The 13,966-nt window shown below is 43.3% G+C and carries 15 protein-coding genes; 3 read left to right on the forward strand and 12 right to left on the reverse strand.

Features of this window, described 5'->3' with window-relative positions; all coding sequences use genetic code 11:
• Positions 1 to 4: 4 nt before the first annotated feature.
• The 9 genes from H1R16_RS04570 to H1R16_RS04610 all read right to left on the reverse strand — a co-directional run bounded on the left by H1R16_RS04570 (position 5) and on the right by H1R16_RS04610 (position 9,721).
• Positions 5 to 2,392, reverse strand: a complete 2,388-nt coding sequence (locus tag H1R16_RS04570; RefSeq protein WP_181887628.1) for a TonB-dependent receptor — start codon at positions 2,390 to 2,392, stop codon at positions 5 to 7.
• Positions 2,393 to 2,467: 75 nt separating this feature from the next.
• Positions 2,468 to 2,794, reverse strand: a complete 327-nt coding sequence (locus H1R16_RS04575) for a hypothetical protein (protein ID WP_181887629.1) — start codon at positions 2,792 to 2,794, stop codon at positions 2,468 to 2,470.
• A 47-nt stretch (positions 2,795 to 2,841) separates the two neighbouring features.
• A complete protein-coding gene (locus H1R16_RS04580) occupies positions 2,842 to 4,779 on the reverse strand; it encodes an ABC-F family ATP-binding cassette domain-containing protein (RefSeq protein ID WP_181887630.1) in 1,938 nt (645 codons plus the stop codon).
• A gap of 473 nt (positions 4,780 to 5,252) precedes the next feature.
• On the reverse strand, positions 5,253 to 5,987 hold the full coding sequence (locus tag H1R16_RS04585) for a DUF4230 domain-containing protein (protein WP_181887631.1): 735 nt from the start codon (positions 5,985 to 5,987) through the stop codon (positions 5,253 to 5,255).
• 80 nt (positions 5,988 to 6,067) lie between these two features.
• Positions 6,068 to 6,607, reverse strand: a complete 540-nt coding sequence (locus H1R16_RS04590) for a hypothetical protein (RefSeq protein ID WP_181887632.1) — start codon at positions 6,605 to 6,607, stop codon at positions 6,068 to 6,070.
• A 14-nt stretch (positions 6,608 to 6,621) separates the two neighbouring features.
• Positions 6,622 to 7,665 (reverse strand): LuxE/PaaK family acyltransferase, encoded by a 1,044-nt coding sequence (locus H1R16_RS04595; RefSeq protein ID WP_181887633.1) that lies wholly within the window; start codon positions 7,663 to 7,665, stop codon positions 6,622 to 6,624.
• A 134-nt stretch (positions 7,666 to 7,799) separates the two neighbouring features.
• A complete protein-coding gene (locus tag H1R16_RS04600; RefSeq protein WP_181887634.1) occupies positions 7,800 to 8,180 on the reverse strand; it encodes a GxxExxY protein in 381 nt (126 codons plus the stop codon).
• Positions 8,167 to 8,991 carry a UDP-2,3-diacylglucosamine diphosphatase gene (locus H1R16_RS04605; RefSeq protein ID WP_181887635.1) on the reverse strand — a complete coding sequence of 275 codons (825 nt, stop codon included), beginning with the start codon at positions 8,989 to 8,991 and terminating at the stop codon, positions 8,167 to 8,169. The genes H1R16_RS04600 and H1R16_RS04605 overlap by 14 nt, the downstream gene beginning before the upstream one ends.
• A 280-nt stretch (positions 8,992 to 9,271) precedes the next feature.
• Entirely contained in the window at positions 9,272 to 9,721 is a 450-nt protein-coding gene (locus tag H1R16_RS04610) for a 6-pyruvoyl trahydropterin synthase family protein (protein WP_181887636.1), read from the reverse strand.
• Between the two features lie 100 nt (positions 9,722 to 9,821).
• Between H1R16_RS04610 and H1R16_RS04615 the strand changes: the two genes are divergently transcribed.
• Positions 9,822 to 10,475 (forward strand): ComF family protein, encoded by a 654-nt coding sequence (locus H1R16_RS04615; protein ID WP_181887637.1) that lies wholly within the window; start codon positions 9,822 to 9,824, stop codon positions 10,473 to 10,475.
• A 16-nt stretch (positions 10,476 to 10,491) separates the two neighbouring features.
• On the opposite strand, the gene upp is transcribed toward H1R16_RS04615, so the two are convergent.
• The 3 genes from upp to der form a co-directional block, all read right to left on the reverse strand.
• A complete protein-coding gene (upp, locus tag H1R16_RS04620; RefSeq protein ID WP_181887638.1) occupies positions 10,492 to 11,142 on the reverse strand; it encodes a uracil phosphoribosyltransferase in 651 nt (216 codons plus the stop codon).
• A 93-nt stretch (positions 11,143 to 11,235) separates the two neighbouring features.
• On the reverse strand, positions 11,236 to 11,556 hold the full coding sequence (locus H1R16_RS04625; RefSeq protein ID WP_181887639.1) for a four helix bundle protein: 321 nt from the start codon (positions 11,554 to 11,556) through the stop codon (positions 11,236 to 11,238).
• 52 nt (positions 11,557 to 11,608) lie between these two features.
• On the reverse strand, positions 11,609 to 12,919 hold the full coding sequence (der, locus tag H1R16_RS04630) for a ribosome biogenesis GTPase Der (protein ID WP_181887640.1): 1,311 nt from the start codon (positions 12,917 to 12,919) through the stop codon (positions 11,609 to 11,611).
• 138 nt (positions 12,920 to 13,057) lie between these two features.
• Here der and H1R16_RS04635 point away from each other — a divergent pair, with 138 nt between their 5' ends.
• Positions 13,058 to 13,537 (forward strand): heme-binding domain-containing protein, encoded by a 480-nt coding sequence (locus tag H1R16_RS04635; protein ID WP_181887641.1) that lies wholly within the window; start codon positions 13,058 to 13,060, stop codon positions 13,535 to 13,537.
• Between the two features lie 2 nt (positions 13,538 to 13,539).
• A complete protein-coding gene (locus H1R16_RS04640) occupies positions 13,540 to 13,950 on the forward strand; it encodes a thiol-disulfide oxidoreductase DCC family protein (RefSeq protein WP_181887642.1) in 411 nt (136 codons plus the stop codon).
• Positions 13,951 to 13,966 lie beyond the last annotated feature (16 nt).

The raw sequence follows: 13,966 nt of genomic DNA on the forward strand, positions 1-13,966 counted from the left end.
ATAATTAAAAATTAAATTTTAGATTCAGGATGATGTTGCGGCCCATTTCCGGCGAAAAATATCGCATGCGGTTCAGGTAATCCCTGTACGTCACATCAAATAGATTGGTAACGGTAAGACCTGCAGAAAGATTTTTGTGCAGGTTGATGCCCGCCTGCAGACCCCAGAGCGAATACGCCGGCGGCGGTGTGGAAAGGTCCAGTTCGCGGGTAATTTCAATTCCATCCTCCTGAATGGTGATTTCGGGATTGTATAAGGGAAATCTATCCTGTTTTAAAACAGTTTGATTGGATACGCTGATGTAAAAGTTCTGCCATTCCTTATGCCTGAATTCCAGACTGTTTGAGAAGTTGGCCGGCTGCATCAGGATCAGCGGCTGAGCGTTGCTTTTATCATCACCATACACATAGGCGAAACTTCCTTTGTACAGAAGATCTTTAGTAATTCCCAACTCCACGTCCAGGTCTAAACCATACATAACGGCTTTTATCTGTGCATAGGTCCAAACCGGGAAAATACCGCGGATCGTATTCTGAAGTCCTGTGGGAACCTGATTGATGAAGTTGTTGGAGGTGAACAAATAAGGATTTACAGAAAACTTCAGACCATTTAAAAGATCAAGCTCTGAACTGATATTCAGATTCACCTGATGGCCGGTTTCATTTTCGAGACTCATGTCGCCAACTTCAATTACCGCGGCTGAATGGTGCAGTCCGCTGGCAAAAAGTTCCGCAATGTTTGGCGTACGGGCTACTTTAGCATAATTTAGCTTAATATTCAGCATTTTGCTTTTGCCAAATTCAAGACCTGCGTTATAAGAGAAGTTTTGGAAATCCAAAACCGGTATCGTGAACGCCCGTCCGCTTTCACTTTCATACTGGAAAAACTGCGGATAAAGATCTTCAAAACGGTCTTCCCACTCGTGATGGTCATACCACATTTTCACCTTGTAGCGGTTATAGTCGTAACGCAAACCGGCTTCCAGCCTCAGTGCGGCCGACGCTTTATACTTCATTACTGAATATACCCCGGCTGAGTATCTGTGATAATTAGGCACCAGTCGTTTCGCCATGGTCTCAGCACTTGAATAGTTATACTGGTACATCAGGTCAATTCCGTTTTCCAGACTCCACTTTTCCCTTTCCAACAGTTGATTCATGTTAAACTGATTGGTGAACAATTCCAGGTCAAGCGACGGTAAATCAGAAAAAGCTTCGCGGCGGATGTCATATTCCTTTCTTCGGTTATACTGGAAACTGTAATCTGCGGAAAGTTTACCTAAATGTTCAAACCTTCTGTACCCGGAAATCCTGGCCAAATGATGCTGGATCTCCTGTTTTGGATAATCAATGTCATAACTGAAATCACGCTGATATACAGGTGTGCCACCAGTAATGGCTCTGTAGAAATCTTCCAGATTACCAATGTGAGATCCCCTGTAGATGCCTACTTCCTGATCGGTAAGAACATAGTTGAGGCTGAAACCCTTCATAAATTCTTCCTTTCCTGCACGTAAATTAAAAGAGCTCGCGACCGTTCCTGTATTCCATAACGGATAATCCGGACTTTCCAGGTCGCCAAACTTTTTATAACCGCCATTTGCCGCAGCAAACCAACCGTTTTCCCACGTCTTTACAAGCGCAGCATCAAACGCAGCGCCGCGCCCGTTTGAGATACCGGAGAGGTTCAGATGTCCGCGGAGTGTATCTGCCCGCCGGAAGATTTCAGGTTGAAGCACAATGACACCGCCAATGGCATCGCTCCCATATTTTAGTGCTGACGCTCCTTTCACCACGTCAATATGATCGAAACCGTTAATATCCACATTGGGAGCATGCTCTACTCCCCATTCCTGCTCGGCCATCTTCACGCCATTATTAAGGATGGAGATCCGGCTGCCGTAAAGTCCGTGGATGATGGGTTTACTTACGTTGTTTCCCGTCTTCAGCGCACCCACGCCGGAGATGCGGCTCAAAACATTCCCCAGGTTTTCACTGGAGTTACGGGTTATCTCTTCCCTTTCCAGCGTTCGCACCACCAAAGAACCTGTGGAACGGTGACCGCCCTGCAGAACAATCTCTTCAATGATTTCGGCGTGATGCTCCAGATTTATGGTCAGGTGAAGGTCTTTGTTTACCGTAATCTGTTCAGAAAAGAGGTTGCATTCAGGATGCGTAACGCTTAGATCGTAGGTTCCTGCCGGAACCGTTTCAAAAATAAATTTGCCCTGCGCATCAGATTGAGCTGTCTGTTTGCCCAGGGTAATTTTTGCGTTTGCAAGGATTGTTTTGTCATGGAAGTCGAACACAGTTCCCTGTACACGGAAACCGGTTTGTGCGGTATAGAGTGTTAATCCAAAGAAGATTAACAACAGATTGATTGTCGTTTTCATTGTAAATTTTTAAAGTAAGTAATGGATGAATGCATGCCCGGCTCCTGGAGGAGTCTGGGTATACGTTTACTTTTGTTAAATGAAAACAGACGGTGGACCACGCAGTGTAACTACGGCAGTCCATTGCGTTGAAATATCGGAAAAAGCCTGACAGGTCGTTTCCTGAACAGCTTTTATATTGTAGATATAGAACTGAAATTCCTGTGGAACCAGGTTGCTGCTGTCGTGCAGCAGATGGCACGCCAAACAGTCGCTGTAGTCCAGCACTGCCCCGGAATCGGTAAGCGAGTCAGCGGCTTTCTGCAACTGGAAGTCGCGGAATTCCAGACTGCTCTTATGCTGATGCAGATGTACGGCAAAAAAAGCCACGAAAACGTAAACACTCGCGAGGAGTGCCGACATTATGCGTCTGTTTATGCCTGTTAACTTCACAACGTAAAAATAATTATTTATTCTTCAACCTGCAGGGCAAGTTCTTCCCACAAATCAAGGTTTTCCTGAAGTTCGACCTTCAGTGCTTCATACTTCGCAAGTTCCTGCTCATTGGGATTGCTTTTGGCAAAAATTTCCTCCAGGTTCTTAATTTCCTTTTCGTAATCACCTATTTTTTCCTCGGTCTTCTTCAGTTTGTTCTGAAGCTGCTTCTGCTCCTTACTCACAAACACGTTAGAAGGCTGCTGGGCAGCCACTGCTTCAGGTTCGGCGACAGCTTTGGACTTCATTTCCTGATTCTTCACCTCAAGCTTGGCTTTCTCCATAGAAATCTCGCGCAGACTTTCCTTCTCGCGATAGCTCAGGTACTCATCCACAGAACCCAGAAACTCCTTCATGCGGCCGTCGCGGAATTCAAAAATCTTATCGGCCAGACCCTGCAGGAATTCACGGTCGTGGGAAATAACGATCAGCGTTCCTTCAAACTTCTGCAAAGCGATTTTAATAATCTCTTTGGACTGGATATCCAGGTGATTGGTAGGCTCATCCATAATGAGCGTGTTGAAGGGCTTCAGCAACAGTTTACAAAGCGCCAGACGGTTACGTTCGCCCCCGGAAAGGACCTGCGTTTTTTTATCAACATCTTCACCGGTAAAAAGGAAACTTCCCAAAAGATCGCGCACGCGCGGCCTGGTTTCTTCGGTAGCCGCATCTTCCGCCTCCTGAAGTACGGTTTTATTTGGTGTAAGCACCTCTTCCTGATTTTGGGCAAAGTAGCCAATATTAACATTGTGACCCAATTTCCAGGAGCCGGTATAATCCTTTATATCGCCGGAAAGTATCTTGGCAAGCGTAGTTTTACCCTGTCCGTTCTGTCCCAGGAGCGCAATCCTGTCGCCGCGTTCTATGAAGAAATCAACTTCATCAAAAATCTGCTTTTCGCCATAGGCTTTTCCCAGGTTTTCAGCTTCAAAAACGACTTTGCCGGGCACCACCGACTGTACAAAACGGATATTGAATTTGGAAACATCTTCATTGTCCAGCTCAATACGCTCCAGCTTGTCCAGTCTCTTGATCAGAGACTGCGCGAAGGAAGCTTTGGTAGCGGAAGCCCGGAATTTATTGATGTTGTCCTCCATCTGCTTAATCTCAGAATCCTGATTCTTCTTGGCCTGCTCCAGTTTTTCGCGTCTTTCCTTCCTCAGTTCCAGGTATTTGGAATAATTGGCCTTATAATCATCTACCTTTCTGTTGTTTACATCAAACGTACGGTTACACACCGAAGTCATAAACTGCTTATCGTGACTTACGAGGACAATGGCGCCGCTGTAATCCGTGAGGAAATTTTCCAGCCAGATAATGGATTCCATATCCAGGTGGTTGGTAGGCTCATCCAGTAACAGCAGGTCATTATTTTGCAACAGAAGTTTGGCAAGTTCAATTCTCATTCGCCATCCGCCGGAAAAATGATCGGTCAGGCGGTGAAAGTCATCGGCCCGGAAACCCAGACCCAGCAGGACCTTTTCCATATCGCCTTCCAGGTTATAGGCATCATGATGATGCAGGATGTCGTTAAGGTCGGTCATGCGGCTTATGAGGTCATGGTACCCATCACTTTCATAATCGGTGCGTGTGGCGAGCTGGTGGTTCACCTCTTCCAGTTCATTTTTCCAGCTGTTGATCTGCTCAAAAGCCTGCTTGGTCTCTTCCCAAACGGTGCGGCCCTTTACAAATTCAAGGTCCTGCTTCAGGAAGCCCATGGTAATGTTTCCATCCGGCACTACACTCCCCTCAAAGAAGTTTATTTCTCCTGAAAGTATTTTCAATAAAGTAGATTTACCCGCGCCGTTCTTTCCTACCAGGCCAATTTTATCGGCTTTTTTTATGGTAAAGTTGACGTCGCGGAAGAGATAATTTCCTGAATGGTGAAGGCCGAGGCCCTGAACTGACAGCATAACTGATGGTGGATTTTAGGGTGAAGTTTGCAGGCTGCAAAAGTAGTGATTTTGAAGCACTTTTCGGGCAAAATAAAAGCCACCCGAATTTGGATGGCTTTCATACCTGTTTATTTTTTAATGTTTATTTGAGTGAGCAATAATGGCCAACTGGGTTTGCCTTTATTACCTGTGTACAAATTTAGAAGGTTTGTGCAAAGGTCACTTTATAGATTTCACTGTAAAAATTATAAGAATTTCACATCAAAAAAATGCCTGCAGTCCGGTGGCCGCTTTGGCCACCATGTGCATTGCTTCGTCATCCGTCGCGACTTTGGCCAGTACGTCCGCCTCGCAAGGACAGCAAAGTCCTGGAAAAGCGCGCCCCGGCACTGTTCGGATTACTATTTTACGGGGAAAAAGTAAGGTACAAGTATTTAGTAACGGATCCTGGCAGGCCTGTTACTATATCAGTTTAAATTAAGAGATATTAATTAAGCCGGTCCGACACCCGACCCATCTTTTAATGCCAACTGGTTCTTTTTCTCGGTAATGCTGCCGGGATTTTCCAGCAGGAAATTTTTGGAACTTAACAGTTCGGTCATCAGCGTACGCATTTGTTCCGCAGCCACTTGCGGCAGGTGCGATTTTTTTGCCGCTTCTATGACCTGATGCTTGCTGTTCTGCTGGATTTTAGCTAAATCTTCCTTGCTGAAAAGGTTGAAGAACTGCTCCTCCATATTGTAATACTTATAGTCGGTTTCGGTAGAAAGGATTTCCGGTGCCGGAAAATCGACCAGCCTGACCTTGCGCGTACCCTCATCAACTTCCCACTTCAGTTTTTCAAAATCATACCCCACCAGAATCTTTGCCTGAACTATTACCAAAGCCTTCTTTTTGGAAGGGATGAAATTGAGCAGCTTGGTGGTTTCTTCATAATTATAAATTTCCTGAAACTGACCCTCGGCAGAAACAATCTTAAAGACCTTGCGCATGCTTTCGGCAATGGTGTGCGAACTTTCGGTAATTACGGGTGGCTGTAAAGTCAGTTTTTTTGAAGCTAAAAAAGCGATGGCTCCGCCCAGAATCAGTCCCAGGAGCAACATCAGCAGCGTCATTATGGAGTTTATGGATTCACTTTGGGTAAGTTGGTAAAGAAATATTACGAGAAAAACTGCAGCCAGAATGCCCAGGAACCAAAGGATGATCTTAAACTTTTTAGACGTCATTTTTAGTTGTTTAGAAGTAAAGGTAGGATTTTACTCCTGCTTTACATCAAAACCAATGCTACATTTCCGGGATCTGCTGACTATTTCTTTTGCAGGAAGCCCGGTGGCAGGATAAGTTCTTCCAGCTTACCCTTCGCCTCCAGTTTTTTATAATACAGGTTTCTGGCCATCATCTTAAGCATAAGGTCTTTATCTACAAGGTTCCAAAATTTTTCCTGATGTACCTGCCGCGGTTTGCGCACCTCATTAAATGTTGTTTCCCATTTGTCGGGATTGTGATAAAACTCAATGATGCCGCAATGGTCCGGCACCTGGCTGGGGTCAATGAGTCCCATGGGCAGCAGGAAGCTGAACTGATTGCAGATGTAATCGCCACAGGAAATCTTGTCGTGTTTCAGGAACTTCTCTTTTGTTTTGGCGTTCTGATAATTCTTCTTGAAATCGTTCCTGAAATCGCTCTTCGAATATTTAATCTCAAATTCGTGGCTAAAACCTTCGGAATTTACCACTAGGATATCTGCCTCCCAATCGGAGTGGAAATGATTGGTCAGGACCAAATCTTTCTCAAAATCATAAAACTGAGAAATAAAGTTATAGGTAAGTTCCTCTATTTTAAGCATGCTCAAATTTAAAATTATGTGATCAATAAGCTGCAGCCACGGATGTCCGAATGGTCTATGCGGCCCAACACCTGAAATTTGTCATTGCGAAGAGACGGAGTTGATGAAGCCATCTCAAAACCGTTTACGGTTTTGCCCAAATCCTGCGTAGCGATAAAGCTGCAGGAATGCCGGTTGGCCAGGTCGATGATGTTGAGGGAACCGGTCCTGCCCGCTTCCACATAGGAAAAAGGATCTTCAGTATTCCGCACTAAAATCCGCATCCAGGAAGGTGTTCCGTAAATATTTTCACCCAGCGAATACGCCTGGGACAGCAGTTCGGTCATTGAATATTCGGAAAATATCTTATCGGTCCTGAATCCTTTTTGAAGAATTCTGAGCAACTCGTCTTTCGTCATTTCTTCCTTTCGGCCTTTCATCCCGCCGGTTTCTATTACTGTAAGTGTATTTGAGTTGTTGAGTATTTGAGTGTTGGAGTGGTTTTGAGGTGGAGTTTTACAGAAATCCAGGAAATCCAACAATGCGAAGGAGACCCCGAAAAGGATTACTTTTTTGTTTTGAAGAGAAAGCTGTGACAGAAGGTCAAATAATTCCGCGTGATTGTAAAGAAAGTAGCCGTTTTCGGGCTTGCCGGATTTCTTCATCAGGAAATCGACCATATAAATCAGTGAGGAATGTGGGTTTTCTGAGTAATTGGGCAGCAGGCCGAGAAAGATATAGTCCTCCGGCGCGCCTATAAATGTGCTGAAACTGCGGTAAATGCTCTCTTCGTAAAGGTTGAAATCAGCGATATAATGTTTGGAGCGGTTAAGCTGGGTGGTACCTGAACTTTGAAAATACTTTTCTGCAGGCAAGTTCCTGTCAGTGACCACATGATTTTTAAACATTTCAATGGGCAGGAAGGGGATTTTTTCGACAGCATCTACCGTTTGCGGATCAATGTTTAAGTAACCTACAAACTTCCTGTAGATCTCAATGTATTGATATTGATAGCGGAATGTTTCCAGGCAGGCCTGCCGGAATTCGGATTCTGTTTTTATGTTGAAAATATTTTGCATGATTTAACCACAAGGTTCACAAAGATTTTACAAAAGGGGCACAGTTAAGGTGTGACATTTTAACCACAGGGTTAACAAGCTTTTTTTCTTTAACCACAAAGATCACAAGGATTTCACACAGAGGTCACCAAGGATTATAAATAGCCATTGATTACTCTTTTGACTCCATTTTTGAACAAAAGTGTATTAAAATTAATAAGCATTCCCAATTTACAGTTACTTAATTTAAGATAGGTAAGGACCTGAGCTAAATGAACTTCGTTTAAAGCATCTACAGATTTTACTTCGATTACAACTTTATTTTCAACCACGATGTCGATACGATATCCTACATCCATTTTAACTTCCTCATAAATGAGGGGCATTGGTTTTTGTTTTTCCACGTAAAGACCGGTTTGTAACAATTCGTAATACAAACATTCTTCATACGCAGACTCAAGCAGACCGGGACCTAAGGCTTTGTGAACCTTAAGCCCTGCATCAAAAATAATTTTTGAAATTTCATTTTCGTTCATTGTGGTCCTTGTGTAAACCATTGTGGACTTTGTGGTTAGGCTGTTCGAAAGTCTTCAATTTAAACTCATTTTCGAAAACTCCATATGTAAAATAAGAGATCCAATCGCCCAGATTCACGTATTTCGCTTTGTTTTCATTGCTGTTTAAATCTATAACCATTGGTAAATGCCGGTGACCATACACGAAATAATCAATCTTTTCCGTTCTCAACTTCTCCTTCGAATAGATGATCAGAAACTCCTTATCCTCACCCAGGAATTCCTTGTCCTCCTCGCCCGAGATCATTTTGTTTTTTGTTGAAAAATAGATGGCCACCTTCATCGCGATGTCGGGATGCAGCCATTTGAATGCCCACTGCGCAAGAGGATTGGTGAAGAGTTTTTTCATCCTTTTATAACCTTTGTCGCCAGGTCCCAAGCCATCGCCATGTGCGAGTAGAAAATTGTGACCGTTGATTTCGAAGTATTGCTTATCAAAGAAAACCCTGCATCCGATTTCGTCTTCAAAATAATTCTTCATCCACAGATCGTGGTTTCCGACAAACATAAAGAGTTCAATTCCTGAGTCTTTAAGTTCGGCCAACTTTCCCAACACCCGCACGTAACCTTTGGGAATCACGTGGTTCCACTCGTGCCAGAAATCGAAAAGGTCGCCCATTAAAAACAGCACCTGCGCATCAGCCTTAATTTCGTTAAGCCAGCGGATGAATTTCTCTTCGCGCACCTTGCTCTCTTTGGCATTGGGCGCGCCAAAATGCTGGTCGGAGGCAAAGTATATTTTTTTTCCGGGAAGAAGATCTATTTTATTCATTTTTTAGTCGCTTTAACCACAAAGGCACAAAGGCTTCACAAGGTTCACTAAGTTGATAGCTGCAAACGGTTAAGCTTTTCAAAACCTTTATCCGTTAATCTAAAGTGCGAAAAATCCCGACGATCACACGGAGATCAGAAAGGTTGTTACTGATCATTAGTCGGTCTCCACGGTCTGAATTACACCATTACAGTCAAATTTTGCACCTACCACATTTTAATCTGTCCTCATTGTTTACGTGGCATTATTACATGGTTCTTTTTACCTGGCTCTTTTTACTTTACTCGCTCTGATCTTCAGCAAACCATTCGCCATAGGAATTTTCGGTTTCATGAAGTTTAAGATAAGCAAGTGAAACTCCTTCAGGAAGGCGGCCTTTTACTTTGGCTGCTATTTCGTACAGCATATTTTCGCAGGTAGGCTGGTAATTACAGAATATCACTTTATGCCCTTTCTGCTCCAGATCCTCGCCCAAATCCCGCTGTGGAGAAGCACCGTTCACGAGCACCGCATGGTCCCAAAGATCAATAATTTCAGATTTTACAATTTTTTTGATGTCGCCAAAATCCACCACCATACCATTTTTGGGATGATCTAAATCATTGATTGGATTTCCCTTTACCGTAACAAATAACTTGTAGGAATGGCCATGCATGTTCTTGCATTTACCGTCATAATTATAAAGGACATGAGCGGTTTCGAAAGTGAATATCTTGGTGATTCTAATCATGCGGCAAAGATAATGAAAGTTAAAGTACATGCGTTTCAGCAAAGAGCGCGGGTCCAACGAAAATATTATTTTGTACTTTTAATGGTGAAACTGGCTGAAGATGCTGCCTGACCTGCTTTTTCCCAACCGCTGCCTTCAGTGCAACAGAATTATTGCTGCACAGGAGCTGGTTTGCGGCATTTGCATAGAGCAGGTAAATTTCACACATCAGGAATTCACAACACCTAATTCCCTCACCGAAAGATGCAGCCTGCTCTTCCCTGTAAAACATGCTTTCGCCCTGATGCAGTTTGAAGAGGACAGCCTGAGCCGGAAAATCGTACATCAGCTGAAGTATGGCAAGCGGGAAATAGTAGGAAAAGTTTTAGCCGGCTGGGTGTGTGAACGTCTGGATTTTGCTGATGATGCGCCGGATCTGATCATTACAGTGCCTTTACATCCAAAAAAACTTCGTGAACGCGGTTATAATCAGCTTCATCTTTTCACCGAGACGCTGGCAGCGCACTTCAACATTGCCTTTGATCATCAACTTGTAAAACGTAACCATTACCTTAAGGCTCAGGCCAAAAAAGACAAGTTGCACCGCACCGGCACAGAAGGTTTATTTTCCGTTACGAAAACAATTGAAAACAGACACCTGCTGATCATTGACGATGTATTTACAACCGGCAATACCATGAGTTCGGTAGCCTGGGAAATCCTGAAAGCCGGTAATAACACCGTTTCAGTTCTTGTAATGGCTGTTGATGAGTAACGGAAGAATTGAGTAATCAGCGCTGAAGTTTTTCACCATACGAAAGATCTCCGGCATCGCCCAATCCCGGGCTTATATACCCTTTGGGCGTCAGACTTTCATCAACAACACCCACCCAGATATAAGCGTCCGGATACTCAGCACGGATAGTTTCCATTCCCTGCTTTGAAGCAATAGCTGCTACAATATGCAGCTGGGAAGGTTTACCGTGATTGAGCAGATGCTTGATGGCTTCTATAAGACTTGCACCTGTGGCCAACATTGGATCCGCCACGATAAGCGGCCGACCGTCAATATTGGGACAGGTTAGATAATCCTGTTTAATTGAAAAATAATCATTCGCGTCATGCTTACGGTACGCGGCCACAAAACCGCAGTCGGCTTTATCAAAATAATTTAAAATGCCCTGAAACAAAGGTACGCCGGCACGCAAAATGGTTGTAAGCACAGGTTGTACAGCAATTTCCTTTACCCGAATTTTATCCAGAGGTGTGGTAATTTCAATTTCTTTCTGCGCCAGATGCTTACTTATTTCGAATGCTGCTATCTCGCCAATACGTTCCATATTCCTACGGAACTTCAATCGGTCATTTTGAACTTCTACGTTGCGGAGCTCATTAATCCAGGTATTAACGAGGGAAAATTGGTGTGATAAAACTGTAGTCATAATGATGTGATGATTTGATAATTGGATGATTTGATCATGCGATACAAGTGACTTCCACTCTAAACACCTAAATATCTTTTTTTGAAGTTGATATTATTTTGATAAGAGTTTCTGAATGCTGAGTAAGTTTATTTGCAAATTTTCAGCAGAAGGTAAACCCGGTGGTTTTTCACAAAGCAAAAGCCAATAGCCAGTCTCCTTTGCCTCCTTATCAGCCACTTTCATCTTATGAATAAAATCTGCCCTGCTTTCTGCACTTTGTGCCTCATGAACATTTGCTCCGATTGAAGTGCCGGACTTCAGCAGTTGATTTGCAATTACATACTTCTTTTTGATTTCAAGAACGTCAGTGAATGCAATGATGTCTAAAGCGAATCGAACACTCAATTCTAATATTTCATTCCTGGCTTCCATTTGCTGTCCGTTTTAACAGCACATTACCAAATGAACACATCATCAAATCTGCCTATTTCTGACGGAAATACACCTCGATTGGTACACCGGTAAATCCAAAATGCTTGCGAAGCTGGTTTTCAGCAAAACGTTTGTACGGTTCCTTCACATATTGAGGCAGGTTGCAGAAAAATACAAACTGCGGGCTTGGCGTGGGCAACTGTACACAATATTTAATTTTAACAAACTTACCTTTGGTTGCCGGTGGCGGAGTATGTTCAAAAACGGGGAGCATCACTTCATTAAGCTTTGAAGTCTTGATTTTCTTCGCGCGGTTCTCATAAACCTCCATCGCCATCTCCACAGCTTTTAAAATCCTCTGCTTGGTAAGTGCGGATACGAAAAGAATCGGAATATCGGTAAACTGGCCGATGCGCTCTTTGATCTGATTTTCGAAATCGCGGGTAGTATTGGTACTTTTATCTTCTACCAAATCCCACTTGTTCACCACAATCACAATACCTTTACGGTTCTTTTGTGCCAGACCGAAAATGTTCATATCCTGTGATTCCCAACCTAAGGTGGCATCAACCATAATAATGACAACGTCGGAATACTCAATTGAACGTACAGAACGCATAACCGAGTAAAATTCCAGATCTTCCTTTACCTTCGCTTTACGTCTCATACCTGCCGTATCCACAAGTACGAATTCGTAGCCGAATTTATTATAAAGCGTCTGAATGGAGTCTCTGGTAGTACCCGCGATATCGGTAACGATATTTCTCTCCACATCCAGCAATGCGTTTGTAAGGGTCGATTTACCAACGTTCGGACGGCCGGCAATCGTAATTTTAGGCAGACCTTCAAACGGGTCCTTATAATCGGTTGTTGGAAATTCCTTCACAATTGCGTCCAGAAGTTCACCTGTTCCGGAACCTGAAGCCGATGACATTGTGAAATATCTGTCGATACCCAATTGGTAAAATTCTGTGGCCGCCAATTCTTCTTTGGCGGAATCTACTTTATTTATGGTGATATAGATCGGTTTGTTGGAACGGCGCAGCATTTCAAAAATTTCCTGGTCGGTATCCGTAAGACCTTCATCCACATTAAGCATGAATATGATGGAGGTGGCCTCATCAATTGCCAACTGTACCTGCTTGGAGATTTCTTCCTGAAATACATCTTCCGTATTTACCTCGTAACCACCTGTATCAATAACCGTAAATTCAACCCCGTTCCAGTCCGACTTTCCGTAATGACGGTCGCGGGTAACTCCGGAAGTAGCATCAACTATGGCTTCTCTTCTTTCCAGTAAACGGTTAAACAGTGTGGATTTTCCTACGTTGGGGCGCCCAACGATTGCAACTATATTGCTCATGAAATTTTGTTTAATAATACAATTATTAATGGGTTACTTCAACTCTTGAAGCCCAAAAATTTTTGCAAAGATAGGTTTAAATCGGAATATCCGGTTTTTTACCTTTAAATTCGTAAATTCACCTTAGATTATTTCAATATGAAAAAAGTACTTGTTGTCCTTCTGGTTGCCTTTATAATCATTCAGTTTTTTCCGATTGACAGGGAAAATCCTCCTATGAATAAGGGCATGGACTTCCTGACCATCAAGAATACGCCTGAAAGCACTGCGGCACTCATCCGCAACGGTTGTTATGACTGCCACTCCAACGAAACTAAATATCCCTGGTATACCAATATTCAGCCGGTAGCATGGTTTTTGAAGTCGCATATAGACGAGGGCCGTAAAAAACTGAATTTCTCCACCTTTGCCACCTACGAGCCTAAACGCCAGGCACACAAACTTTATGAAACCGTTGAAATGCTGCAGTCAGGAGAAATGCCGCTGGATTCTTACGTCCTGGGACATCCTGAAGCACAGTTCACTACCGAACAGCGTAACGAACTTGTAAAATATTTCAAACTGATGGAAAATGACATCCGGATGCAGAACAACCTGCCACCGGAAGAGATAAAATAATTATGCAAAATACCGATCCAACAAAATATTATGTTCTTTATGACGGCGATTGCGGCTTCTGCAATTTTTGGGTTCAGTGGATTCTGGAAAAAGATGAGAAAGACCGCTTTATGTTTGCCTCACTTCAGTCCCCGTTCGGGCAGGAATTTCTAAAAGAGAGAGGTCTTGAAACTCAGGATTTCAACACACTGTATTTATGGAAGCCACAGGGCTTTTACCTTGTTAAATCCAAAGCTGTCGTTGAGATTGCTAAAATCCTTGGCGGTACTTACGGATTCCTGGCCAGGTTAAATTTTCTGCCGGTAGCGCTCACTGATGTTATTTACGACAAAATAGCTGCCAACAGGCAGAAACTGGCTACCGAAAGCTGTTTGCTGCCCACGCCCGAACAACGTAAAAAAATCATTTCCTGATTTTATTGTTTTCTGC

It is taken from the genome of Marnyiella aurantia, from assembly GCF_014041915.1.
Lineage (GTDB): Bacteria > Bacteroidota > Bacteroidia > Flavobacteriales > Weeksellaceae > Marnyiella > Marnyiella aurantia.